The following is a 26,150-nucleotide window of genomic DNA, read 5'->3' on the forward strand; positions in this document are numbered from 1 at the left end:
GTGCTGATGCGTGGCGCTCGTGGTCGGTCAGGTCGTCGTCCACCGGCTGGAGAATCCCGCGCCGCCCCAGGGTCGAGTGGCCGCGCGAGAGGGTGCCGTATCCGGGGCTCGACGCCTTCGGCGAGGACGAGGCGCCCGTCCACTTCGGCCGGGAGGCGCAGGCCGCCGAACTGACCCGCAGGCTGCACGCCACCGCGACCCGCCCCGCGGAACGCTTCCCGGCGCTGGTCGGGGCGTCCGGGAGCGGCAAGTCCTCGCTGGTCAGGGCTGGGGTGATGCCCCGGCTGAGGGACAGTCGCTGGACCGTCGTGCCGGCCTTCGCTCCCGGTGCCGACCCGCTCGGCGCGCTCGCCGGTGCGCCGGCCGCCGTCGGCCACGGGCAGGAAACCACGTCAGACGGCGACCACATGCACATCCTTCGGCCCGAGGACCGTCAGGTAAGCGTGGATGTCCCCCGGGTCGCTGGTGAAGATCACCGCGCTGCCGTGCCGGGCCGCTGCCAGTGTCACCCAGGCGTCCACCGCGTCCGGCCGCTTCTTCGTCGGCAGGGCAGCCTGCCCCAGAGCCGCGCCGATGCGCCGCCAGTCCGCGAGGTCCGGGCCCGTCGCGCAGGCCAGGCACTCCGGGCGGCCCGCCTTCGTCTCACGCATGGGCGGCTCGGACGTACGGGCCTGAGGGACCGTGCAGTCCTTCAGGACTCCGGACAGCGCGTGCACCAGCGCGGGCTGGGGGCGCCACACCTGGGCGAGGACCGGTCCGAGCACCAGCGCCCGGTGCGGGGCCGTGCGCAGTCCCTCGTGGAGAGCCACCGCCTTCGCCTTACGGTCGGCGAGCGCGATGAGCATGCCGGTGTCGTAGACCGGCACCCGTGCGCTCACGCGGCGTGTCCCGGACGGCGGCCTTGCCGGTCCCGGCCGTGGACGAGCCCCAGGGCCTCCTCGACCTCGCGGCGTTCCTGCTCGGTCAGTTCCGTGGTCGGTTCCGGGGCGGATTCGGCGGGCAGCCCGACCGCTGCCCGCTCCGCGCGGGCGATGAGCGCGTCCACCTCGGCGAACTGTTCTTCTATGGCATCACTCTCGGCCATCTGGCGCGTTGCGGCATGCACCAGGTAGGCCGAGACATCCATGCCCGCCCGTTCCGCATGCTGCCTGATCCGTTCGGCCTGGTCCTGCTCCAGGCTGATGGTGATGCGCGCCTTTGCCACGACAGCATCGTAATACGCGTATGACGAGAGTGCGAGTGTGGTCGGGTGGTCAAGCCGGCCCACGTCGTCCGGCCCGGCACCGCACCGGGTCCCGAGGGGCTTCAGGCCATCGTTGCCCGCCCGCGCAGACCCTCCAGGTGCCGCGGTAGTCGGCTGCCCTGCCAGCCCAGCACCAGTCCGTTCACGGGCACGGGTGATCATGACGTAGTAGGCCATGCGGAGTTCTGCCGCCGCTCCTTCTCCGCCGCCCTCCCCCTGGACAGCCGATACGCGAAAACCAGCCACCTCACCCATATGTGCGTTGACGTCGCCAACACACATATCTACGGTGACTGTTGCGGCGCAAGGTGCTCAGGGGGGAGACGCAGACCGTGCGGGTGGACGACACCGGTGAACCAGGCCGAACCGTCACGGTCGACCACCTTCTGGACGCCGCCGAACAGGCCTTCCTGACCGCCGAGTTCCCTGTCGTGGGACCGCTTCTGCGGCGGATCCAGGGGGAGTTCGGGACTCCCTCGGCCACGGACGACACCGCCGACGCCGCCCGGTACGCCGTACTGCGGGCCACGCTGGCCGCTCGGGTCGGAAACTGGGCGGAGGCGGTCCAATGCTGTCCCTTCACCGATGACTTGGGCATGGCAGCCACGGGAGTCGTGCACGCCCTCGCCGTGGCCGCGCTGCGCAGGCTCGGCGACAAGGAGGGTCGCACCGACTCCGGCACCGCCGCGCTCGCGATCGTCCTGTGGGCGTATCTCCTGGACGAGGACGACCCGGGCGGCTTCCGCGCACTGATCGACGGGCGGCGCGACACCCCCGTTCTCGACGACCAGTGGGAGAACGCCCGCCAGCAGCTGCTCGGGCGGGTCGGCGCACTGTTGCACGCCCTGGACGTGCGGGCCGGGCGGGACGTCCTGGCCTCCTGGGAGACGGCCTGGATGGCCGAGTGCGTCGCCCCGGTCGTCGTCCTCGCGGACGCCGGGGCCGAGGGTCTGATCCCGCCCAGGTCCGCCGCCCTGCATCTCGTAGCCGACGGCCGCCACCTCGATCTCCTCGACGCGTACGCCGCGCGCCACCCCGACTCCGGCACCTGGACCACGGACTCGCCCGACCAGCCGGCGTACGCCGACGCGCTGGGCCGGGCCCTCGCGGAACGGGGCCGGGGCCGGGCCAAGGCCCAGGAGTGGAGCGAGGCCCTCGCGGACTTCGGCACGGCGGCGCGACTCGGGCACCCCCTCGGCAGCGAGGACCGGAAGGCCGTACTCCGCGCGGGGAACAGCGTCGGGCGGACCCGCAACGGGCTCGGCAACTCCACCATCACCCGTATCCAGGGGCTGGAACAGGCCCACGAGCTGCTGCCGGAGGACCGCACACTGGCCGACGAGCTCACCGCCGTGCTGGTGTGGCAGGGCCAGCAGGTCCTCGACAGCGACCCGCAGCAGAGCAGGAACCGCTTCGCACGGGCCCTGGAGGTGTCGCCCCGTGACCGGGAGGCCCGGTCCGGTCTCGACCATCACCTCAAGGCGGATTTGCGCCGGGCGCTCGACGGGGCGGAACCCCAGGAGAAGCTGCGCGTCGGTGTGGTGGAGAGTCTGCTGCGGCGCGATCCGGACTGTGCGCCGGCCCGGAGGTGGCTGGAGGACCGACAGGCCGGACGGGCCGTGGCCGCCGCGTGCGGCGGACGTACGGCCGAAGCGCGGTCCGCTGTGCGCAGGATGCTCCGGTACGACGGCGGCGAGCGCGCCCACAGCAGGGAGTACCTCGACGACGTACTCGTAGACCTCCTGGTCCACGCGGCCCGGTCCCAGGGAGTCGAGAGCACTCGGAGCGAGCGTCTGGCACGCCGCGTCGACCTGCTGAGCGTCGCCGCCGACATCGCCGGCCCGACCTACGCTTCCGTCGGCAAGGAGCGCGACGCGGCGGTGCTCGACCTTGCCGAGCATCTGGAGGGGACCGCACCCCCGTCGGACGTCATCGCACTGTTTCTACGAGACCGTACGCGGACCGGTGCCAGCGCGCGTTTCGACCGGATCGTGGAGAACGCCTACCTTCGCCGCGCCAAGGAACGCGAGCGGAGTGGCGACCTCGGCGGGGCGCGGCGCGACCGTGCCTGCGCGGAACGGATCGGTGCCGGACTGCCGGACCAGGGCCTGCTGTTCGGCCCCGCGCCCGGCCATCGCCCGGACGACTCCGGACAGGGGGCCCTCTTTTGACCGTCGACGAACCCTCTTCAGGCAGCGCCGGGGACTCCGACCCCCCTCCGCTCCCCTGGTTCGGCCCCACGCTCCACGAACTCGTCCCCGGCACCCCGCCCGGCAGCCGGCCACCGGCCCTGCGGGTCAAGGCTGCGCGGGCCCTCGCCGCGGCCCGGAACGATCCGGTCAGGCGGGAGGGCATCCGCCGGGCCGACCAGGCCTCCCGCAGTGCCGTCGACGCCCTCGTCGCCGAGATGCTCACCCCGCCCCTGCCCCGCCACGACCCCGAGGAACGCAAGTGAACGGTCCCGCCCCGGTCACCGCCGCCGGCCCGCCGTCCGAGCTCGACAGGCTACGACGCCGGGTCGAGGCGCTGTCCCGCAAGCGCGACGAGGCCGAGGCCCGGCTGCAGGCCCTGCTGAACTCCCTGTTGCCGCTGGACGACCTGCTCGCCGACACGCGCCGCCGGACGGGCGCCCTGCACGAGGCGCGGTCCGCCCTCGAGACGACCTCGGCCGCCGTGGCGCTGGGCGAGCAGATCGAGGCGGCCCACCTGATGCTGCGCGGCGAGTTCGCCCGGCACGACGTCCGGCCGATAGAGGCGGTGGGCAGGGCGATCGATCCTGCGGAGATGCAGGTCGTCGGGAGGGAGCCACATCCTTCGGCCCCGGAGGGCACTGTGCTGCGGGAACCCATCGCCGGCTTCCGGCTGGGCGCGTCCCTCCTGCGGCCGGCACAGGTGGTCATCGCGGTGCCGGGCCCAGCGCCGGAGCCCGAGCCGGCTCCGGCGGCCGAGGACGGTCCGGATCCGGCAATCGATGCCGATGCAGGTCCCGCAGCCGATGACGACACGGATCCGGCGACGCCCGGCGTGCCCCCGGCGGACGGCAGGCGCGCGCAGCCACGGCGGACCACCCGCTCCCAGCGGCACCGGCTGCGCAAACCCTCGGCCCGGCGGGGACGTCGCTCCGGTCGTACCTGACCGGGCGGTACTGCGCGGGTGCGCATACCGCTACCCCACCACCACGGTCCGCTTTCCACGCCCACGCTCGACGACGATCAGGAAGCAACCTTCCATGCACCGGACTCTCGGTATCGACCTCGGCACCACCAACTCGGTCACAGCGTGGCTGCAGGACGGCGTCCCCGTCATCCTGCCCAACCGGCACGGCAAACAGGCCACTCCCTCGGCTCTGGGCATCGACTCCGACGGTGCCCTGCTGGTCGGGAGCGAGGCTCTCAACTGGGGTTCCGACGAACCCGGTTCCGTGATCACGGAGGTCAAGCGGCTGATCGGGCGGCGATGGGACGACGAGCTCGTGCAGCAGGCGCTGAAGGCGCGGCCCGATGACGCGCCGCCCGTCCGGGAGGGCGCCGGCGGCTCGGTGGAGATCCGGCTGGGCGAGCACTACCTGTCTCCGGTGCAGGTCTCCGCCATCCTGCTGCGGCAGCTCAGGCAGGACGCCGAGAGCGCCGCCGGGGTGCCGTTCCGGCGTGCGGTGATCACAGTGCCGGCGTACTTCGCCGAGCCCCAGATCGACGCGGTGCGGCAGGCCGGGCGGCTGGCCGGTCTGCATGTGGCGCGCATCGTGGAGGAACCGACGGCCGCAGCCCACGCCTACGGGATCGGGCCGGGCGGAAGCGAAACCAAGGACTACGCCACGGTTCTGGTCTTCGACCTGGGCGGCGGCACCTTCGACGTGTCGCTGCTGACGATGGGGCCAAGCTATTTCTCGGTGGGCGTACTGGGCGGGGACAACCTCCTCGGGGGCAGCGACTTCGACGCACTGCTCGACGGCCATCTGCGCGAGCAGTTCGCCGGGCGCGACCACAGCGGCGAAGGGGACGCGTTCCGGATCCGTGCCGCCGCCGAGCGGGCGAAGGTCGAACTGTCCTCGCGGGACGTCTCCGAGGTGACCCTCGCTCCGCTCGGGAACCAGGGCGGATCCTGGTCCGGAGCGGTGCGGCGCGCGGAGTTCGAAGGGCTCCTCTCCGAGTACCTGCGACGGATGCGGGAGACGGTCGAGTCTGTGCTGCGGGAGAGCGCGGCACTGCCCGAGGACGTCCAGCGCGTCCTCCTGGTCGGCGGCTCGACCCGTATCCCGGCCGTCCGGCGCAGCCTTGAGGACCTCTTCGGCGAGGGCAAGGTGGCGCATGCCGTGGATCCCATGACGGCCGTGGCTCACGGAGCCGCCGTGGAGGCCGGCCTCCTCGGCACGCTCGGCTGTCCCGCCGAGACCTGCACCGTCGAGGGCATTCCCGTCACCGCGGACGCCTGCCCGGCCTGCGCCGCGCCACTGCTCGGCGCGGCCACCGTGGACTGCCCCGAATGCCATGTCCCTGTCCCCGAGCTCACCGCCGCCTGCCCCGTGTGCGCCACGGACCTGTCCGGACTGCGGGCGGCGGCTCCCGCGGCGACGCGCACCGAGTGCGCCAACTGCGGCCGGGCCGACAACCCCGCCTCCGCGACCGTCTGCCTCGACTGCGACGCGCCCCTGGACACGGGCGGCCTGAAGTGCACCGGCTGTGGCATGGTCAACGCCGCGGGTCTGAGCAGCTGTTCGTTGTGCGGTGGGGACTTCGGCACCGCTGTCGCGGAACAGGTCACCGCCCAGCACATCGGAGTGGAGCTCGCCGACGGCACCGTCGAGGTCCTCTTCCCCGGAGGCACGCACTACCCGACGGAATGGCACCGGGTGGACACCCTCGCGGTGCGCGACGCCGACGGTGGGCCGGTGCGGTTCCGCATCTGGGAGGGCCCGCACCTGCGTTCGGCCGAGCGCAACGAGTTCTGCGGCGGCTTCGCCCACGAGCGCACCGACGGCCTCCGTGGAGACGTACCTCTCACCCTTCAGGTACGCCTCGACCGCGACCGGACCCTTGAGCTGCGGTACCGCCTCGGCTCCGGCGACTGGCACGGGGCCGAGCTGCGGCGCAGCATGGTCTTCGCCACCATCGGCCGGAAAGCGAACGAACTGCACGCCCACTACACCGGCTTCCTGGACACCTGGGGGCAGGAGGTCACCCCCGCCGAGCGCGGCGCCCTCGCCGAGGTCATGGCGGACCTTGCGGCCCTCGGCAAGGGGGAGACCGTGGGCCGTTCCCTGGACGGCCTGCTGGACTCGGCCCGCGCCACTCTGGAGCTGTGCAAGCGAGCCCGGGACGCCCACGCCTGCGCGACAGTCGCGGCCAAGGGCGGACGCGGGCTGCTGCCCGCGCCGTTGCTGGAAGAACTGCGTCAGGCCGCGGAGGCGGTCATGGACGCGCGCAAGGCCATGAACACGGACGCGATGCGGACCGCCACGGACCGGGCCGATGACCTCTGGAGCGGACTGGATCCGGCGGTCCGTACCTCGATCTTCACGATCCGCCTCGCCGAGCAGGACTCCTACCCGGCAACCCTCCGCAAGGAGGTGCTGGCCGCCCGCGACGCCCTGCGCAGCGCCGTGGAGCGCGGTGACCAGGCCGCCCAGGACACCCAGTTCGTACGCCTCGGGCGCCTCGCCGAACAGGGGCGCGGCCGGTTCGCGGAGGTGAGCACCCCCGGCGCCGCGGGGGGCGTACTGCCGTCCAAGAGGTGACGGGCCACAAGACCGTAGTCGATTGACACTGTCAACAGGTAGGCTCTGTGGTGTTCACGCAGACCTCACCCACCCGGAAGGTCACCCATGCCGCACCCCGACCGCCTCCCCGGCACACCCGAGTTCCGCATCAGGCTCCCCAAGGACGATGGCGAGGCGCGCGGGCATCTGCTCACCGAGTTCGGCGGCAACGGCACCCACAAGTTCCTCTTGCTGGAGGGGTCGTTGGTGGCCTCCGAGGCATGGCCGGGGCTCGGCGACCACGCACGCCGGTTCCGTGCGGACCTGCACGCGAGCGGCGGGCTCGTCGACGTGCCCGCCGATCCCGACCGGCCGCAGGCGCCGGCACGTTGGACGGCAACGCGGGACATCGAGTGCAACTCCTCCTCGGCCGCCGCCGCACTGGTGTACGGCTACGACGCTTCCGGCCCGGAGTCCTGGCGCACCACCGAGGGCCACCCGCTCGCCGACTACCTGTCCACCGGCTGGCGCGCGCCGCGAAAGGCGTGGCTGGTGCGCGGCTCCAATGTCTCGGGCCACAACCTGGTGCGGCAGCTGTGGCTGCAGGAGGCGTTCGTCTCGCTCTCGGGCGCACACCTGCCGCCCCTGGAGGAGACCGACCCCACCAAGAGCACCCTGCGCCGCTTCGTCGAGGACGGTTACGAGGGGGCGGCCTCGTACAACCAGAAGCGGGGCCTCGTCGACGAACTGCACGCCTTCCTGACACAGATGCGCGTCGGCGACACGGTGGCCACCATCGGCGACGGCCGGCTGCACGTCGGGCGGATCACCGGGGAAGCCGTGCAGACCGCTTCACCCGGCGGGCTGTCCAATCTGCGGCGAGCCGTCGCCTGGCAGTCGGACAGCCATGCGTACGAGGAGTTGCCGGAGGAGATCCAGCAGAAGCTCTCCGTTCAGCATGACGTCGTCGATCTGACGGGCGTCCTCGACGCGCTGGACGGGCTCACCGGGCACACGGACCCGACAGTCGGGAGCAACGTCGGCGGGCAACCCGTTGTCGAACGGCCGGCGCAAAGGGAGCTGTCGCTGCCGGACATCACCGACGCTCTCGTCGCCGAACTGCTGGTCCACGACCGCGCCTGGCTGGTGGAGATGCGTGAACTCCTCCTCGACGAACGCCAGTTGGTGCTCTACGGCCCGCCGGGCACCGGCAAGACGTACCTGGCGATGAAGCTCGCCGAGTACTTCGGCTCAGGCCCGGAGCAGGTCAAGATCGTGCAGTTCCACCCCTCGTACGCCTATGAGGACTTCTTCGAGGGGTTCCGGCCTGTCGAGGATCCCGAGACGAGGGAGGTGGCGTTCCGGCTGACGGCGGGCCCGCTGCGGGAGCTCGCCGATCTCGCCTCCCGCGAGGGAAACCGGCACATCCCCCACTTCCTGATCATCGACGAGATCAACCGCGCCAATCTGGCGAAGGTCTTCGGCGAGCTCTACTTCCTCCTGGAGTACAGGACCAGGTCGGTCCGCCTCACCTACTCCGGGGACGACTTCGCGCTGCCGCCGAATCTGTTCGTGATCGGCACGATGAACACCGCCGACCGGTCGATCGCCCTGGTCGACGCGGCGATGCGGCGCCGCTTCGCGTTCGTGGAGCTGTCCCCGCGCACCGAGCCGACGTCCGGACTGCTCGCACGTTGGCTGAAGCGCGAGGAGAGGGACCTGGAGCCCGCCCGGCTCCTTGATGCCCTCAACGCCCGCATCGACGACGCCGATTTCGCCATCGGACCCTCATATCTGATGAAGCCCGGTGTGTACCGTGACGGCGGCCTCGAACGGACCTGGCGCACGAAGATTCTGCCTCTGCTCGAGGAGCACCATTACGGCGAGGGCCTCGACGTCGCCGCCCGCTACGGCCTCGACTCCCTGCGCGAGCAGCACCCGTGACCGTGCACGAGGTGGCGTTGCGCGAGTGGGGGCCCGCCGTCTCCGTGCCGCTGAGCCCCGAGGCCGGGCGGGCCCTGGCCGTCTCCGGCATCCTCCAGAGCGCAACGCCGGATCCCGGCCGGGAGGGGCACTGGCTCCTGCGGGCGGGCAGCCGGGTCGGTGCCGTCCGCGTCTGCGGCGGTCCGGTCGTACGGATCATGCCCAAGACCCCGGTGAGCCGGCTGTTCTTCCTCCTCGGGTTCAGCCTCGACCCGGCTCGCGCCTGGCGCGACAGCCGGGAGGGCACCGTCGACACCGGCGCGTACGACGATGTCGTCCCCGCGCTCGCGTACGCCGTGGAGCGGCAGATCGAAGCGGCGCTGCGGCAGGGGGTCCTCCAGGGATACCGCGAAGTGGAGGAGTCCGCGCTGGTCGTGCGCGGACGGCTGCGCGAGGCCGAGCAGATCCGGCGGCACTTCGGCCGTACCCCGCCGGTGGAGATCGCCTACGACGCGTACACCGCCGACACCGCCGAGAACCGTCTCCTGCGCGCGGCTGTCGAGCGGTTGCTGCGACTGCCGGGCGTTCCCGGCCCTGTCCGGCGGCGTCTCGCCCATCAGCGCGTACGTCTCGCCGACGCGCTGCCGCTCGTACGGGGCCAGGAACTGCCGCGCTGGCAGCCGTCGCGCCTGAACGCCCGCTACCAGCCCGCGCTGCGGCTCGCCGAGGCCGTCCTGCGAGGCACCTCACCGGAACACCGGCCGGCGGATGCCGCCGACCCGCTCGCCGTGGACGGCTTCCTGCTCGACATGAACAAGCTGTTCGAGGACTTCGTGACGGTCGCCCTGCGCGAGGCACTTGAAGAGCACGGTCTCACCGCCCGTCTCCAGGACCCCCACCACCTCGACACCGCGGGACTCGTACGGATGCGCCCCGATCTCGTGGTCCGCACCGGCGACGGGCGCACGCCCCTCGCCGTCGTCGACGCCAAGTACAAGGTCGAGAAAGCCGATGGACTCCTCAACCCCGACCTCTACCAGGCACTCGCCTACGCCACGGTGCTCGGCCTGCGTGAGGCACACCTGGTCTACGCGGCCGGCCGGTGGCCCGAGCGCTTCCATGAGGTGCGCGGGACGGCGGCGGAGCCGGAAGGACGGGGAATGCGGCTGTACCAGCACAGCCTCGATCTCTCCGGCGAACCCGGACAGCTCCTGTCGGCCGTCCGGGAGCTCGCCACACGGCTGGCAAGCGCCGTCCCGCGTCCGTGATCATGAAGGAACGTCAAGCGGAAAGGAAGAGACCTCATGCCCCGGCTCGCCTTCGCCCAGAGCTTCTGGGACGGCTACGACACCCTGGAGAAGCCGGTCCGAGCCGGTGTGCGCAAGGCCATGGCGAAGTTCCAGGCCCTGAGCGTCGCCGAACTCAACGCGGACAAGGGACTGCACCTGGAGTCCGTCGAGAACGCCCGTGACTCACGGATGCGCACCATCCGCATCACGGACTTCTGGCGAGGAGTCGTTCTCGCCCCTGACGACGGCAGCGACATGTTCCTCCTGGTCAACGTCCTGCCGCACGACGACGCCTACACCTGGGCGGCGAAGCGTCTGTACAGCGCGAACTCCGCGACCCGGGCTCTGGAGGTACGCAACGCCGTCGCTCTGGACGAGCTGACACCGCTGTACGAAACCGCTGCGCGCACCGCTCCGCGGCTGCTGTTCGCGGACATCTCCGACGGCGCGCTGCGCGAACTGGGAATCGACGCCCAAGTACTGCGGGCCGCGCGTTCTCTGGTGGACAAGGCCCAACTGGAGGCGTTCTCCACGCTGTTGCCGGAGGACCAGCTGGAGGTGCTGCAGTACCTCGCCGAAGGATTCCGCCCGGAAGACGTCTACCGGGACGTCGTGGCCGTCCGCCGGCCCGCCGACTCCCCCGCCGAACCGGTCGAGGACCTCGCCACGGTGATCGCCAACACTCCCGCACGCATCCGGCTGGTCACCGGGCCGCAGGAGCTGGAGGAAATCCTCGAGAAGCCGTTCGAGGCCTGGCGGGTCTTCCTCCACCCCTCCCAGCGGCGCGTCGCCTACCGCACCTCGTACGGTGGCCCCGTCCAGGTCACGGGCGGACCCGGGACGGGCAAGACGGTGGCCGCCCTGCACCGGGTCAAGCACCTGCTCGGTCGTTCCGGCGACGGCCGCATCCTGCTCACCACGTACACGAACGCGCTCGCCGCCGGACTGCGCGAAATGCTCAGCCTGCTCCTCGCCGAGGACGAGAAGCTGCTTGCGCGGGTCGACGTGACGACGGTCGACGCCTACGCGAACGGCATCGTGCGCGCGAAGTCGGCGGCCATGCCCAAGCCGATCGGGGACCGGGAACAGCGGCAGTTGTGGGGGAAGGTCGTCAAGCAACTCGGTCTGCCGTTCACCGCCCAGTTCCTGACCCAGGAGTACCGGCACGTCGTACTCGGCCAGAACCTCCGGGATCTCGACGCCTATCTCGGTGCGAGCCGCCGCGGCCGTGGTACCGGCCTCGGTCCCACGCGCCGTCGAGAGGTGTGGAGCGCCGTGGAGCGGTTCGAACAGTTCCTGCGGGACCGGGGCGAGACCACGCACTTGCGGGTCTGCACCCGCGCGGCGGAACTCCTCGCCGACCAGCCGTCCCCGTACGTCCATGTCGTCGTCGACGAGGCACAGGACCTGCACCCCGCCCAGTGGCGTGTGCTGCGCGCTGCCGTCTCCCCCGGCCCCGACGACCTGTTCCTCACCGGCGACCCGCACCAGCGGATCTACGACTCCCGGGTGTCGCTCGCCTCCCTGGGCATCACCACGACCGGCCGCAGCTTTCGGCTGCGCGTCAACTACCGCTCCACCGAGGAAATCCTCGCCTGGTCGGCGCGGCTCCTCACGCCCGTCACCGTGGATTCGCTCGAGGGCGAGGGAACGGACTCGCTGGCCGGGTACCGCTCCCTGCTGCACGGACGTCGCCCCCAGGTACAGGCGTACGCGACGCGGCAGGAGGAGACCGAGGCCCTGGTGGACAGGGTCCGGGCGTTGATTGCCGAAGGTCTGGCGCCGCACGAGATCGGGGTGTGCGCACGCTTCAACCTGTCTCTGGACACGGCCGAGGAGAAACTGAAGGCAGCGGGCTTCCCAGTACTACGGATCAAAGGGCAGGTCGCGCCGAGGACCGAGGGGATACGGCTGGCCACGATGCACGCGATGAAGGGCCTGGAGTTCCGGGCGGTGTCCGTCATCGGTGTCAGCGAGGGCACTGTCCCGTTCGCCCGTGAGATCACCCCCCGCGAGGCCGACCCCCTGCAGCACGACGCGGACCTGCTGCGGGAGCGCTGCCTCCTCTTCGTCGCCTGCACTCGCGCTCGCGAAGCCCTGAGCGTGTCGTGGAGCGGAACTCAGAGCACGTTTCTGCCACGCGCCGCCTGATCGGGCACCCGGCGCGGACCGGTGCGGGGTGTGCACCCGGCATGCCCCGCACCATCGTCTGTCACTCCTCCGGTGCCAGTGCACCCGTCGCAAGGCCGTCACGGGCGACTTCGGCGAGTTGTCGGCTCAGTTCGTCGACCTTGCGCATGCTTTCCTCGAACGCGGACAAAGCCCGGAAGGCGGAACCGTACCGACGCTGCTCGTCAATGCCCATACGGGGGATGCGAGAACCCCGGCCATCAAGACGGTAGGTCCCGCTGGCACTTGTGGACCTGCGGGCGTTGCCGGAGCTGCGCAGAAATCCCTGCAGATAGTCCGTATCGAGCTGTTCGCTGGCCGAGACCGGTTCCGGACCGTCGTACGTGACGAGTCCGGCGCGGGCGAGATCCGCGACGCTGGTGGTGGCACTGTCCAGCGAGCCCGGTCCGCCACCGGCCGCGAGCTCGGGCAGAAGCGTGTCGAGTCGGCGGATCCGGTCTTCCAACTCCTTGCGCAGGGCGGCGTACTCACCGGGATAGTCGCGGTGCCGGGAACGCAGATGGCTGCCGGGGGTCAGGTCGACGGTGTCGTCGAGGAGTTCGATCAGCGGCACGTCAGCGATCTGGTCGGGGCGTGGTTCCAGGATGCCGTCGGGGCCGTTGCCGGTCAGGTCGACCATGCGCACGGTGTGGGCGGTGTCCGTACCTCCCGCGTTCTCGGGACGTTGCAGACACCACAGATGGACAGGCAGGGCGTGAGAGGTCGCCGTTCCCGGCGGCAGGGCAACCACTTGGCGCACGATGCCCCGGCGTACGAGTTCTGACCGGATGCGGCGGCCCGCCTTGCGGTAGGCCACTGAGGCAGGCATGACCATGAGGACCTTGCCGCCGGGCTCGGTGTGCGCATAGGCGTGCTGGAGCCAAGCGAGCTCCCCCTCAGCCTTGGAGGGTGTTCCGAGTTCCCAGCGGGAGTCGAGCAGCAATTCCTCCCGTCCCCACTCGGTCACACCAGCCGGCGGGTCGCAGACGACCAGATCCGCCTTGAGATCCGGCCATTCGTCCGCGCGCAGGGAGTCACCTGCCACGATGCGCACACGCGATCGGCCCAGAAGGTCGGCGCGGAGCTGCGCGAAACGGGCACTGTCATTGTCCATCTCCTGGCCGTGGCAGCGCGTCCCCTTTTGGGCAGCGACGGACAGGAGCAGCACCCCGATTCCGCAGGCGGGATCGAAGACCGTGGCGTCAGCCGGAAGCTCGGGGGCGAAGTGGCACACCGCACGCACCACGCGCTCGGGAGTCACTTGGTCCGATCCCGCACGCCGCGCGGAGTCCATGAACCGTTCGGTCAGTCCGTTGACCAGATCGACAGGCGTGTCGCTTCGGGCAAGCTCCCGTACACGGGTGGCTACGTCATCCGGCAGTCCCAGTCCATGTTCACCGGCCAACACCGCGGCCACCTCTGCCAGCCCCGCGACCATCTGCTCTCCGTACGCTGCCCGCATGGCCTGCCACAACTCGACTTCCGGTGACACTTCCTGGCCTTTGCGCTGTCTGTCCAGCCACTCCTGGACCTCGGCGAGCGCGTAGAGCGGACTGTTCGCGGCACCTCCCGCCGGCGCGGGGAAGTCGTCGTAGCGCCGACGCCAGTTGGAGACAGCAGCCCGAGTGACCCCGGCCAGCCGAGCGATCTCGGAACCGGTGACAAGCGGGCCGACCGATGAAGCGGCGTTGTCCGTCATAAGCCCAGCGTACACGGGCCGCCACTTCCATTCTAGAGGGAAGTCTGTTGACGACGTACACATATCGATGTCAATATCTAGCGTGTACCCGATTCCCTCGCGAACCGGGTGCCGTACAGCGCGTCCTCGTCGCAGCTGTCCTCACCCCGTCCAGCCCACGACCTCGAAGGCATCGACGTGTCCCGCTCGCCCTTCAGACCTCGCGCCCACTGCCCCACGGAGGCACCCCTTGGCATCGAACACCGCAGTACGCACCGTTTACCGACTGTCCGGCGTGGCCCCCACCCCGGACGCCATGCTGGACGCCCTTGACCACGAGCTTCTGGACAGACTCGGCGCCGAACCGCATTTCCCCGAAACGCTCGGAGTCCCAGCCGTGTACATCACCTGCGGAATGGAGCACACCGAAGCCCCGTGGTGCGAACCCATGTCGCGCACCACCGGCATCATGGTCACCGAGAGCGTCCGACGCACCGCCGCCGTGCTCCTGCTCGCCGTCGACGGAACGGTGTACGCCATCGGCTGCGACCAGGGGTACCGACTGATCCCCGACCACCTCAAGGACAAGCGCTTCGGCCTCTCCTTCGCCATCCGGCAGATGGATCCGAACATGATCCGCGGGGCGGTCTCGAAGTCTCTCGGCCAGTCACGCACCGATATCTCCCTGGTTCCGGGCGGCGCCCCGGTCCCGCTTCTCGGCATCCGTGACCACTCGCGCATCGTCCGCAGCCTTGGCGGATACCTCGACGACCTTCCACTCACCCGGTCGCGGTACATGCGCGGAAAGGCCGTCAGTGCCCAGGGCGGATGCGGGCTGAGGATCGCTCTTGGAATCGAACCTGCGGCTCTGCTCTCCGACGTGCGGACCATCGCCAGGATCTGCCGCGAGGACATCCCGCACCAGGAACTCGAATTCGTCGACCACATCGTGCCGGTCAGTGATCCTTTGACCCTCGACGCCCTCGGTCAGGCCCTGGACGAGCGTCTTGGCCGCCCCCCCGACGGACGGATCTCCGTCTCCGTCCCCTCGGAACACCACACTGCATATGCGGAGGCCACCACTTACATCACGCAGATCAACAGCACGGGAGCCCTGCGCTCCGACGATTTCGACCTCGGCTACGTACTCACCCGGGCCAGGCTCGCATCGCCCGGCCGACGCCTCAAGGTGCTGCGCGAAGGGACCGTGACCCTTGCCAGGGACCGCCGGGCAGGGGCCGTCGATGCGCTCGCCGTCACCAGCGCGTTGACCTGGCTGGAGGCCCCCGTGTCTCTCGGCTCCCGAAGGTTCTTCCTGATGGACGGCGAGTGGTACGAGGTCGGCGCCGCCTATGTGGAAGAGTGCCGGGCCGGAGTGGCGGCGCTGTTCTCACGCTCGCCCTCCCTCTCCCTTCCCGCCTGGGGCGACGGTGAGTCCGAGAACACTTACAACAACAGGGTGGCTGATGACCGGCCGGGCTGGGTCTGCCTCGACACCAAGAACGTCGTCAATCCTCTGCGACCCAGGGACCAGGTCGAGATCTGCGACCTCCTCGTGCCCGACGGCACCTTGGTCCTTGTCAAGCGCGCCGCCGGTTCCGGTCCGCTGAGTCACTTGTTCAGCCAGGCCAGGGTGGCGGTGGAGCTGCTCCAGGAGTCCGCTCAGGTCCGTGCGGAGTTCACGGCGAAGGTGGCCCGGCTCAGTGGCGGCAAGATCTTGCTGCCGGACGACTTCACTCCCAAGCGCATCGTCCTTGCCGTACTTCTCAAGAACCGCGAGAACCTGACCCCGGAGTCCGTCTTCGGCTTCTCCCAGATCACCATCGCCCAGACTGCCAAGGCCCTGGCAGTACGAGGGGTGACCGTCGAGGTCATCGGTATCCCGGAGGACAACGCAGACACACCGCGCCTGTCCTCGTGTCACGTGGGCGCCGGGGCGGCAGTCCTGGGCTGACAACCTCGAACGCCGGTTCCCTGTTCTCCGGCGACGGCGGAGAGCCGGGGCAGACCGCCACACGTGGCTCTCTGAGATGAAACCGGCGGCTGACGCTCTGTTTCCGGTCCCCCTAGACCTCTGTCACCCCGGGTCTTCCAAAGCAGATCAGGCCGGCCTCCTCATACACCGCACTCCCCAAAACCTCCATCGCCGGGGCCAGTTCCGCATCCCACGTCGCCTCGACCAGCGTCCCCATGAGCGGAAGCGGCGGCGTGCCGTCCAGCTCGGCCCGCATCCCGAGGTACTCGTAGTCCGCCGCACCCATGTGCCACGGCTCTGCCCCGTACCGCCCCATGCAGGCCGGAGGGCTGCGCAGGAGGCCACGGCAGCCTTGACGTCCGCTTCCACGCCGTCGGCCGGCTTCCAGTAGAGGACGACCCCCAGGCCGTGCGACGTGCGGACCGTGGACAGGGTGGCGTTGTTCGGACCCACGCGTCTGTGACGGCCGTGTGCGATGCCGAGCTTCCAGGAGCCGTCAGTACCGAGGGCGGTGTGCGGTGCGGCTGCGGACCGAGCACCCGGATCCGGCGCCGCTGCCGTCTTCGCCGGAACCGGCAGGGTGTCGCGCGTGCCGGATCCAGGACCGTGCCGTCGGCCCGGACCCAGGCGTCGAGCAGGCCACTCGCCTCCAGCGCGGCCCGGGCCTCGGGCCCGAGGTCGTCGGCGAAGTCCACCAGGCCGTACAGCGGCGCCCGGTGCCGGGAGTACGGGCAGCCGCACGGTGGGCGAGGGCGGGGGTTCGGGGTCGGTGCGGCGTGCCCAGTCCTCGCGCTCGCGTCGGAGCAGGCAAGTGCCGCTCAACGCTCCGGATCGTTCACGAGGCCGTCGTCGGACCGCGAGTACTTCCTTCGTCGTCCACCACGGTTGGCGGCCCGCCCACGGGGGTACGTCCCCGGCCATAAACCGCCTTCGAGAAGGTACTGCCACCGGCCTGGTCGGCGCCGTGTGCTGCGTGCGGTACTCCGCGCACACCGTAGTGGAGTCGAGGCAGTCGTCCCTCCCCGGGCGGTATGGAGAGGACTGGATCGCGGATGGCCGGGACAGTACGACGCGCACGCGCCCTCGTCGTCGGCGTGGAGCAGTACCAGGGCGGCTCGGCCTGGACCCTCGACGGACCCGCCCATGACGCGCTCGGATACGTCCGCTGGCTGCTGGAGGTCGGCCTTCCGCCCGACCGCATCACCCTTCTGCTGTCACCCCTGGACCGAAACGCCGATGCGGTCCGGTCCATCGGGCTGCGGCACCGGCCGAGCGACCGGGCAACGGTTCACGACGTGCTGTTCCGTGAACTGCCCACCGACCAAGGTGACTTCCTGCTGGTCGTATGGTCGGGGCACGGTCTCCTCGACACTGACGGGCGGCGCCGGCTGCTGTACGAGGACGCCGCACCGGACGACATCCGCTGTCTCGACCTCGACGCGGCGCTCGCCGCCTATCGCTCGGACCTTGTAGCGTCCTTTCCCTCCCAGCTGTGGCTGATCGACGCCTGCCAGACCTATGCCGATCCCGCGCGGGTGCGTGGTGCCCTGCGCTCGGATCCGGTGCCGGCGGGCAGGCCGCGTCCCCGTCCCGGCCAGTACGCGCTGTTCGCGTGCGGGCCGGGTGAGGCCGCGCGCAACGAGGCGACCGCCCGGATCGGCACCTTCAGCACGGCGGCTCTGAAGGAGTTGCGAGGAGCGCCCCGCGAAGGAGTCCCGCCCGACTGGCCGCCCGACCCGGCGTCCCTGACCGCAGCGCTCAGCGGCATCTTCCAGGAACTGCGTCGCGCCGGCAGGGCGCACCAGACGCCCAGCTACTTCTGGCACTCCGGTCCGGAGGGCACGTCGGAGCGATGGACGGAAGGCACTCCCGTGGCCACTACGCCCGCCCGCACTCTCCGAATCGCACTGCAGCTGAAGAAGCAACTGGTGAGTGCGCTGGAGAATGTACCGTCGATGGCCGACCCGGACAGCCGCGCCGTGGTGTTCACGCAGTTACCGGCAGAAATACTCAGCAGCCTGCCCCGGTCCGCCGTACCTCGTCTGCAACTGCTGAACCTGATCGACATCTGCGCGGCTTTTCCGGACGGGCTGGTGCGGCTACGGGAAGCCATCGGGCTGGCGGACTCGGGGACCGGCGCCCTCCAGGATCTGGACCGCGTCCTGGGCGCCATCCCCGGGTACCCCGACGAACTCGACGGGCCCGTTGCCGGCCCTTCCTGATCGGCCGACAGGTCGAAGGGCATCGGGGAACTGATGTCCGGATGCGGGGTTCCCTGGCTCATTGCGCGGGGACATGATGGAAAAGCGGGTCATCAGCGACCCGGCTGGTGGGAGGGTAGTTGCAGGATGGGCCAGTCCGGTACCGCCATCGTGTCCGAGCTTCTTGATCTCGGGGGAGTCACGCTTGAGCAGCTACGCACGTTCGACACACGGGAACGGGAACGGGAAAAGGCACGGCTTCTCCAGAAGCTTGACGACCGCGACATCAGGCTTGCCGGCAGCCAGGGCAGTTGATCGGAAACCCTCGCCCCCCGAAAGCCTGGGAAGGCAGGCTCATGCCACCTGAGGTGCGACCGTCGTATGGAACGTCCGGCCGCCAACGGCATGCGCTGTCCGAAAACCAGTTTGATGATCTCGCGCGCTGCGCAGGGGACGACGCGTCACGGGAAGTGTTATGGCAAGCGGAACGCAGTCGGCGACTTCTTCTGCTGGATCTTTTCCTGGATGTGACCATGGGGGCGCCTGCTGTCGTGGGGCCGCTCGACGACACCGCCCGGGCTTGGGAACTGCTCACCGAGGCATACCGGCGGGACAAGGAAGCGATCGAGGAACTTCTCCTGCTTCCCGAAACCGGTATGGCCATGTCGCACGCCCTGCGCCGATTACGTGGCGGGCCTGCGGAGGCCTCACCCATCTGGGTCGATGTCGGCAGTCTGCACTGCATCGCAGCGGCCGGCGCTTTGAGCGTGGGCTTGGATTTCTCGATACGGCTGCCTGTGCGCCACGGAACAGTCTGGCTGCCCAATCTGGGCCGCGCACTACTCGGCGGCAGGGATGCCTGGGAATCCGCCGACGCGAGCTTCACCGATGGCCACCTGACGATTCGTGACAACCATGAGGAAAAGGTCGCCATAGGGCCTTTTCCGTTGCCTCCTCAGGCGTGCTCAGGCACCTGGCAAACCCCGATACACCTCGCGTACGGTCCTCCCGAGGAACACCGGTCGGTTCTCCTCGACGATCTCAGCCATCATCGGGTCATAGGAGCGTCACCGTCCCCCCGCGTCATCCGCGTTCCCGATCGGATGCAGGAACTGTGGTCGACCTCGCTGGACGAGGCGTGGGCGATTCTGAGAACGGCCGATCCGCAGTCCGCCTCAGACGTCACCGCATTCCTGAGGTCGATCGAGCCTCTGTCCGCCCTCGGCTCCCGGGAAGCGGTCAGCGGCACGTCGGGCGACGGTGTCGGAAGGCTGGCGGTCACCGAACCGCAGAATGCGCTGGAACTGGCCTCTCTCCTGGTGCATGAGATACAGCACAGCAAATTGAGTGTCCTGATGCACCTCTACTCCTTCGTGAACGACCAGGACACCGCGGCTCATTTCTACGCGCCGTGGCGCAACGATCCGCGGCCGATGCGCGGCATCCTGCACGGGGTGTACGCCTTCACCGGGGTCGCGCGACTCTGGCTGGGCGTGATCCGCTGCGCGACCGCCTCCGGCGACGAACGGAACCTGGTCCAGGCACGATTCGAGTTCGCCTTGCGCTGCCACCAACTGCGCCAGACGCTCGCAGGACTGCCCACCGAGCCGGAGCTCACACCGCTGGGACGACGCCTGGTGGCTCGGCTGGGCGAGACAGTCGAAGCCTGGCACGCCGAATCTCTCCCCGCCGACCTCCTCGACATCGTGCGTCAGGCGGCGGACGATCACGCCACACAATGGCGGCTGCACCATCTCGTCCCCGACGCGGCGCTGGTAGCACAACTCGCGGAGGCCTGGTTGAAGAGTCCTTCCGAGCCGCCGGAACTCGGCCAGATGCCGGCTTCCTCGCTCCGGGCGTCTCCCGTGGTACCGAGTTTGGATCTCCGGCTCACACTGCTGCGCCTGCGGCTGGCCAACTCCGACATGTGGGACCGGATATCGAAGTCGCCCCAGGAAGTGGCAGCCTTCGTGGAAGGCGCTCAAGCCGCCGACGCGCTTCTGGTCAAGGGTGAGTACGAGGCGGCGCTGGCTCTCTACGCTGAGGAGATCAGTGGTTCGGCGGTTCCCCGATCGGGTGCGCCCGCCGCGGGGGCCTGGGCCGGCCTTGGCTGGGCGCTGCGTGTGAGTCGGCCGACAGGCATGGGCGGGCAGCCGACCGCCTCACCGGAACTGATACCAGCGGTTCACCGCGCCGTCCGGGACCGGACCGGTATGTGCCCGGACCCCGTCGACTTCTGGAACTGGCTGACGGGCTACGGCAAGGACGGCGCACGATCGCGATAGGAGTGCGGCAGCGGTTCCGGTCTCCGCCCGACGCCTGAAGGGCCGTCGGGCCGAGGGCCGGGCAGAAACCAGAACCGCGGGGCTCAGATGGGCATGGGGTCGATGTCGCAATTGGCCCTGCGCCACTGTGTTGCGTCCTGCCAGGCCGGGTGCTGCCTGCTGAGGCAGGACTCCAGTTCCTCGGCCGCCTCCTGATGCATGGCCTCGGCTTCCTCAGTACGTCCGGAAGCCCTCAGATCCTGGGCAAGGTTGCTCTTGATCACCAGTACGGTGGGGTGGCTCGCCCCCAGGATGCTGACGGCCAGTTCGAGCGTCTTCTCGTCCATCCCCAGGGCCGCCGAGACATCACCCTGCGCGAACAGATCACTGGCCAGATTCGTACGCGCGACCAGAACATCCGGGTGACGGTCACCCAGCCGTTCCAAACAGTGTTCGAGCGCGGATTCGTTCAGCCCCTTCGCCAGGTCCACCCGATTCAGCAGGCGGTAGGTGATGGCGAGATCCATCTCAGCGGAATTGGTGTGCGGGTGCTGAGGCCCGAGAACCTGACGGTACAGGTCGCGGGTGATCTCCCCAAGGCGACGTGACTCGTTCAGGTCACCGAGCTGCCGCATGTCGATCGACAGGTTGAGAGACGCGGCAAGGTAGTCGGGATGACGTTCACCGTAGCGGGCCAGCAGTGTCTTGCGAGCCGGGCCGGTGAGTTCGGCCGCCCGGACGTGGTGACCGGCCTTGCGCAGTGACACCGCGAGCAGGGTGACGGCCCGAAGTGTGTGCGGGCTGGTGTCGCCGAACAGCCGCCGGTACTTGTCGACGATGGCCTCGCAGTGCTGTGCGGTCTCCGAGTACTCCCCCATCTCACGCCGGTTGAGAGCGATACTCGCCTCGGTGAGCAGGGTGATGAGGGCATCGGCTCCGTAGATCTGGGCCTTGCGCTGCCAGGTCTGGTTGTCGAGCTCGAGGGCGTTGCGGAAGTGCCCGTTGACGCGCAGCGAGACACCGAGATTGTGCGCGTGGAGAAGGGTCTCCGGATCGTCCTCCCCGAAGGAGCGGACGGCCCTTTCGTAGACTTCCTCGTCGTTCACGAGCGCGCCTCGGAAGTCACCCACGGCCCGTCGGTCGATACCGACCTGTCCCATCGCCCTGAGGAGTTCTTCCTCGGCGTCTGCGTCCGGCTGACGCAGTACCGCGAGCATGCGCTCGTTCAGCGCCGCCGACTCCTGATAGCGGCCCAGCGTCCACAGGGCGAAGCGCAGGTGTCGGCCCAGCATCAGGGTCTGCCGGTCCCCTTCGCCATACAGCCCCTTCCACAGGTCGTACGCCTGTTGTCCGAATTCGCGCGCGCCGCCGTGGTCGCCCCAGAAGAAGAGGAACTCGGTGATACCGCAGACCATCTGACGCACCTGGCGGTTGGCCGACGCCGTGGCTTCGGAAACCAGCACGTGTGGATACAGGTCCGCGAAGCGCGTCCAGTGCTGGGGGTCCTGGGCATCTCCGGGCGTGTTGGCGGCGAGCAGGAGGTGCGCCCCGTGCCGCATGCGATCGCGTTGCTCCTCGGACATGCGGGCTACGAGCACCGCCTGCACCAACCGGTGCATCTGAATGGAATTCGTTCGGTGGTCGATCTTCGCGAGGGAGTACCGGTTGATCTCGCGGATAGCCCGGCCGAGACGCAGCGGATCGGAGAGCGCGAGGTCCAGGTCCGGGGCGATCGGATCGACCGACGCTCCGGAGAAGAACGAGCGTGAGATGGGCTCCGGGGCGAAGAACGCACAGACCTGAAGGAGTTGGAGTGCTGCCGCGTTCTTTCTCTCCAGGTGGTCCAGGGAGACGTTCCATGCCGTCGCGACCGTCTCCTCGTACTGTGTGGGCTGCGAGACGGTCATCAACTCGGCGCGCTTCTCGTCGAACAGGCGCAGGTATTCGTCCGCCGGCATTCCGGTCTCCGCCCGCCAGGCCGAGGCCTGTTCCACGGCGAGCGGGAGATCGCCCAGTACCTCGGCGAGTTTGTTGGCGTCCTCCGTGGACAGATCCTTATTGCGGCGCTGGAGCAGGTGGATGCTTTCCGAACGCTCGAAGACGTCGACTTCGAGCGGGTGAGCCAAGGTGTTCCACTGCGGGTTCCTGGAGGTCACCAGAATGGAGCCGCCCTGATTGGGGCCGGGCATGGTCGGAAAGTACTCCTGGACCGCCTGTGGGCTTTCCGCGTTATCGAACACCAGTAGCCATTTGGCATAGGGGTTCCCGGTCCGCAGCGCCTCCAGGACAGCCGGCACGGCGGTGTTCGCTTCTCCGGAAACAGGGAGATCCAGGCGCCGGGCGAGCTCCACGAATGCCTGGGCGATCTGCGTGGGCCGCTCCGCCGGAATCCACCAGACGATTTCATACTCCGAGGCGTGCCGGTAGACAAATTCCAGCGCCAATTGCGATTTTCCCACACCACCCATTCCGTGGAGCGCGTGGGGAAGGACGGCTGTCGGCCCCTCTCGGAGGCCGCGTTCCAATTCACGCAAAAGCTCTTCGCGACCAGTGAACACACGGTTGCGAGGAGGAGTGTTGCCGGCGATCACAGGGCGAGCCGACGATCGCCTCCCCTGCCCGTCGAGGAGCGTACGTGCCTCTTCGGGGCCCTGCACTCGCGTCATACCGGTCACAGTGACTTCTCCTTGGCTGACAGTAGATCCGCCGACACTTTCTTGGGCCGCGCGCGCCGGTTCATTTTTGTGCGCGCTCCAACCGTCAGGCCTCTCTGGAGAATTCACTTTGCCAGAACCTTCACTTCCAAGGTCGGAATGGGCAGTTTCGCGCGCGGCGCGCGCCGATGTTCTTATGCTAACGTCAGATATACTGTGGGCATCAATGGATTCCTCGATGCACTTGGCGCGTTTCAGATGCTGGCCCGAAAGGGCTCGAAGCACGGAGGACTCCACCATGCGGAAGCGGAAATTCTCCGGCGTTACGAGCGGTTCGGAAGAAATCGACTCTCCCGCGAAGTGCGCTAAGAGCTCCCGCGCAGCACTGTTTTTCTCCGCTAATATCTCGGCGGATTTCCTTGCGGCAATTTCGGTCGTTTTTCTGCTGCTCAGCGCCAGCAGTTCTTCTCGCACGCCCTCGTGAAATAGGAAGGACTCCTCGTCGCCAGGCAGAGGCTCGACGAGGTCGCCCATGAAGAACTGCGCCAGATGCCCCGGCCTCGACCCGGGCAGGGTGTGCCGCTGCACTTCGAGAATGACGGGCAGATCCAGCTGTACAGCGGCCAGCCGCGTGGCCAGGGCGAAGGCTTCGGGGGAGGCCCAGGAGCGGAAGCGGGTGACCCGCTCGGCCGCACTGGGCGCGCGCTGCTTCGGGGAGGGGGCGGGCACATCGGGGCCGGTCCGGTGCCATGGCCGGGTCAGGACTGCCGCGATCTCCACCCACCGCGGCCCCTCGCCGGCGATGAAACGGGCCCAGGGGCCGATCCAGTCCTCCGAGATCTCAAGAACGGGAACCGGCAACACCCGTCGCAGGTTCCGGCGTTCGCGTACGTCATGCCGTGGCCGGTCGGCGAGCTCCCACGTGACCTGGCCGTTGGCGACGTGCGGGCCGGAGGAGTACAGCCGCACGCGTTGCGGGTGCAGACCGGTGCGATGCCACAGTTGCTGGTCCAGGGTGTGCAGGATGACCAGCGGCTGGTGCTGGGCCCAGGACCTCAGCGAGCTCTGCGCCGCTCCGCAACGCCAGCCGCTGGAGAGGCCGTTGGTGACCACAAAGACGATCTGCCGACCGCTCGGATCCACCAGGCTCTTGGGTGGATCCTCGATGTGCGCCGAGCCGAAACCGCGCAGCACGATACCTTCGGGAGCGGACGAGTCGGTGACCAGGCGGCGTTGCACCACGCGCCGGAACCCCCCGTAGCGACGCAGCGCAGCCGCCAACCGGGCGACGACCTCCTGCCACACGAACATGGACATCCCCGAGTCGACGGCGAGCAGGGCGTCCCAGCGCGCCTCCGGCCCCATGCCCATGACGGGTGGTAACTCCGGGTTCGCCGAAAGCCGCTCAGCAGTCGCCTCCTCGTCCAGTCGCGGATTGCGCATCGTGGAGACCGTGCGGCGCAGCGGCCGCAGGGCGCGACCGAGCGCGGCCCGGCCCGGCACCCCAGAGACCGTTACGGCTACCGCAGGTCGGGCCAATGCCTGGCGGATGCCGCGCCTGCCTGTGTCGCCCGGGGCAGCTGCAGACGTGATCAGAGCGTCGTCGGCGGCACTCTGAACCCTTGCGGGGCTGGTGAGTTCGACAGGGCTGTGCGGCGAGGCAGCGGTCGGATCGTCCTCGGGCGATCCGTTCGACTGCTCCTGCCCCTCGGGTTTCCGGTCCGGTGCCACGATTGCGCCGGGCGGCGGCGTCCAGTGCGCGGCCGGCGAAGTCGGAGCCCCGGTACGGGGATCGTCGTCGGCCATCGGCTCCGGGCCCGCCAGGTCGGGATGGTTGACGGCCAGCCAGATGGCGTCGGCGACTTCCCGCGGATGCAGGCCGGCTACCCCCGGCCGCCGTTGCCTGCCGGCCCGGGGTGGCACGCTCGTCTGACGCCGTCCGGCAGACGAGCCGTCCGGCGTCGGGACATGTTCAGTCACCCTCGCCCGCCGCCTCACCTGCGCGCAAAGGGTGCCAGATCGCTTCCAGTACCGCCTGCCACTCCTCGTCGTCCCCCTCCGCGTGCGTATAGGCACCGGAAGTCGCGAGATGAGCGGCGTTCAGCAGCTGATCTGCGGATAAGTGGTGATGCGCCTCGTTCCTACGCCGGACGAACTTGGCGATGAGGTCTGTCTGCATGCCCCCGAGTCGTTCTTCGAAGTGAGCTGACACCAGCTCGCCCAGCCCTCGCGGGTCTGGGTCTGGTATATCGAATTTCAGAGCGCGTCGCATGAAGGCTTCGGGAAAGCTGCGCTCCCCGTTCGACGTCATGATGACGATCGGGAACGTATGAGTTCGTACCAAACCGTTCCGAATGGATGCGGTCGCGCCCGGATCAGCGGTGTGGACGACGGCCTCCGGCGTGCGACTCTTCACTCGAAGGAGCGGCGAGACGGTGAACCAGCCATCTTCGAACAACGTCAGCAGGTCATTTGGCAGGTCCGCGTCACTCTTGTCGATCTCGTCGATGAGCAGTACGCGCGGCAGCCGACGGGGGAGCATCGCGGTGCCCAGCGGTCCGAGTTGGATGAACTCGCCGATGTCCAGCCGATCCTGGGGCACGGCGTCGTCGGCCGCAGGCTGCACGCCGGCCCGCGTCGCCGCCGCCTGCGCCGCATACCAGGCCTGCCCGGCCTGTGCGCGGCCGATCACGTCGAAGTCGTACAAGCCAGACTGCAATGTGCTGCGTGACGTGATTGGCCACTGCAGAACGCGGCCCAGACGCAGTTCACGCGCAACCCGGTAGGCGAGCCCCGACTTGCCCACCCCGGGCCGGCCCGTGACCAGGAGGGGGCGCCTCAGCAGGATGGCCGCGTTCACGGCCCTGACCTCGGCGGCCGACGGCTGCCGAGGCGCGCCGGGGGGACCCAGCCGCCGGTCGGACTCGTCGTCGTCCGGAGGCGGCGGCAGACAGGGTCCGCCACCGAAGGTCCGCCACCTCGGCCCCGGCGGCCACTCCCGCTCCTCGTACGGGACGTCCGGCAGCATGGTCCCGGTGCCGGTGTAGAGCATGCTGTCT

General features: G+C 69.3%; 16 protein-coding genes and 1 pseudogene. 11 read left to right on the forward strand and 6 right to left on the reverse strand.

Annotated features, from left to right (window positions below):
- Nucleotides 1-92: 92 nt before the first annotated feature.
- Nucleotides 93-317 (forward strand): annotated as a pseudogene (locus tag ACLZN2_RS14100) (ATP-binding protein); the annotation flags it as partial.
- A gap of 75 nt (nt 318-392) precedes the next feature.
- On the opposite strand, the gene ACLZN2_RS14105 reads toward ACLZN2_RS14100, so the two are convergent.
- Complete coding sequence (locus tag ACLZN2_RS14105) at nt 393-878, reverse strand: hypothetical protein (RefSeq protein WP_416978778.1); 486 nt, start codon at nt 876-878, stop codon at nt 393-395.
- The gene (locus tag ACLZN2_RS14110; RefSeq protein ID WP_416978779.1) at nt 875-1,204 is read right to left on the reverse strand and encodes a plasmid mobilization protein; all 330 of its coding nucleotides are present in this window, start codon (nt 1,202-1,204) and stop codon (nt 875-877) included. The genes ACLZN2_RS14105 and ACLZN2_RS14110 overlap by 4 nt, the downstream gene beginning before the upstream one ends.
- Before the next feature lie 371 nt (nt 1,205-1,575).
- Between ACLZN2_RS14110 and ACLZN2_RS14115 the strand changes: the two genes are divergently transcribed.
- The 7 genes from ACLZN2_RS14115 to ACLZN2_RS14145 all read left to right on the forward strand — a co-directional run bounded on the left by ACLZN2_RS14115 (nt 1,576) and on the right by ACLZN2_RS14145 (nt 12,301).
- Nucleotides 1,576-3,414 (forward strand): hypothetical protein, encoded by a 1,839-nt coding sequence (locus tag ACLZN2_RS14115; protein ID WP_416978780.1) that lies wholly within the window; start codon nt 1,576-1,578, stop codon nt 3,412-3,414.
- Nucleotides 3,411-3,698, forward strand: a complete 288-nt coding sequence (locus ACLZN2_RS14120) for a hypothetical protein (RefSeq protein WP_416978781.1) — start codon at nt 3,411-3,413, stop codon at nt 3,696-3,698. Before ACLZN2_RS14115 ends, ACLZN2_RS14120 begins: the two co-directional genes overlap by 4 nt.
- The gene (locus ACLZN2_RS14125) at nt 3,695-4,378 is read left to right on the forward strand and encodes a nucleotide exchange factor GrpE (RefSeq protein ID WP_416978782.1); all 684 of its coding nucleotides are present in this window, start codon (nt 3,695-3,697) and stop codon (nt 4,376-4,378) included. The genes ACLZN2_RS14120 and ACLZN2_RS14125 overlap by 4 nt, the downstream gene beginning before the upstream one ends.
- 94 nt (nt 4,379-4,472) lie before the next feature.
- Nucleotides 4,473-6,977: an Hsp70 family protein gene (locus tag ACLZN2_RS14130; protein WP_416978783.1), complete on the forward strand. Its 2,505-nt coding sequence runs from the start codon at nt 4,473-4,475 to the stop codon at nt 6,975-6,977.
- An 87-nt stretch (nt 6,978-7,064) separates the two neighbouring features.
- A complete protein-coding gene (locus ACLZN2_RS14135; protein ID WP_416978784.1) occupies nt 7,065-8,882 on the forward strand; it encodes an AAA family ATPase in 1,818 nt (605 codons plus the stop codon).
- Entirely contained in the window at nt 8,879-10,129 is a 1,251-nt protein-coding gene (locus ACLZN2_RS14140) for an McrC family protein (RefSeq protein ID WP_416978785.1), read from the forward strand. Before ACLZN2_RS14135 ends, ACLZN2_RS14140 begins: the two co-directional genes overlap by 4 nt.
- Before the next feature lie 36 nt (nt 10,130-10,165).
- Nucleotides 10,166-12,301 carry a UvrD-helicase domain-containing protein gene (locus ACLZN2_RS14145; protein WP_416978786.1) on the forward strand — a complete coding sequence of 712 codons (2,136 nt, stop codon included), beginning with the start codon at nt 10,166-10,168 and terminating at the stop codon, nt 12,299-12,301.
- A gap of 61 nt (nt 12,302-12,362) precedes the next feature.
- On the opposite strand, the gene ACLZN2_RS14150 is transcribed toward ACLZN2_RS14145, so the two are convergent.
- Nucleotides 12,363-14,018 (reverse strand): N-6 DNA methylase, encoded by a 1,656-nt coding sequence (locus ACLZN2_RS14150; RefSeq protein ID WP_416978787.1) that lies wholly within the window; start codon nt 14,016-14,018, stop codon nt 12,363-12,365.
- Between the two features lie 229 nt (nt 14,019-14,247).
- Between ACLZN2_RS14150 and ACLZN2_RS14155 the strand changes: the two genes are divergently transcribed.
- Nucleotides 14,248-15,951, forward strand: a complete 1,704-nt coding sequence (locus tag ACLZN2_RS14155) for a TIGR04141 family sporadically distributed protein (RefSeq protein ID WP_416978788.1) — start codon at nt 14,248-14,250, stop codon at nt 15,949-15,951.
- A gap of 112 nt (nt 15,952-16,063) precedes the next feature.
- On the opposite strand, the gene ACLZN2_RS14160 is transcribed toward ACLZN2_RS14155, so the two are convergent.
- On the reverse strand, nt 16,064-16,288 hold the full coding sequence (locus ACLZN2_RS14160; protein WP_416978789.1) for a DUF2399 domain-containing protein: 225 nt from the start codon (nt 16,286-16,288) through the stop codon (nt 16,064-16,066).
- 736 nt (nt 16,289-17,024) lie between these two features.
- Between ACLZN2_RS14160 and ACLZN2_RS14165 the strand changes: the two genes are divergently transcribed.
- A complete protein-coding gene (locus ACLZN2_RS14165) occupies nt 17,025-18,194 on the forward strand; it encodes an effector-associated domain 2-containing protein (RefSeq protein WP_416978790.1) in 1,170 nt (389 codons plus the stop codon).
- Between the two features lie 335 nt (nt 18,195-18,529).
- Entirely contained in the window at nt 18,530-20,458 is a 1,929-nt protein-coding gene (locus ACLZN2_RS14170) for an HEXXH motif domain-containing protein (protein WP_416978791.1), read from the forward strand.
- 83 nt (nt 20,459-20,541) lie between these two features.
- Here the strand turns inward: ACLZN2_RS14170 and fxsT are convergent, their stop codons facing one another.
- Together fxsT and ACLZN2_RS14180 are read right to left on the reverse strand one after the other, a co-directional pair.
- On the reverse strand, nt 20,542-25,071 hold the full coding sequence (gene fxsT, locus ACLZN2_RS14175) for an FxSxx-COOH system tetratricopeptide repeat protein (RefSeq protein WP_416978792.1): 4,530 nt from the start codon (nt 25,069-25,071) through the stop codon (nt 20,542-20,544).
- Entirely contained in the window at nt 25,064-25,951 is an 888-nt protein-coding gene (locus tag ACLZN2_RS14180; RefSeq protein ID WP_416978793.1) for an AAA family ATPase, read from the reverse strand. The genes fxsT and ACLZN2_RS14180 overlap by 8 nt, the downstream gene beginning before the upstream one ends.
- Between the last annotated feature and the right edge of the window lie 199 nt (nt 25,952-26,150).

The organism is Streptomyces sp. T028 (assembly GCF_048159505.1).
GTDB lineage: Bacteria > Actinomycetota > Actinomycetes > Streptomycetales > Streptomycetaceae > Streptomyces.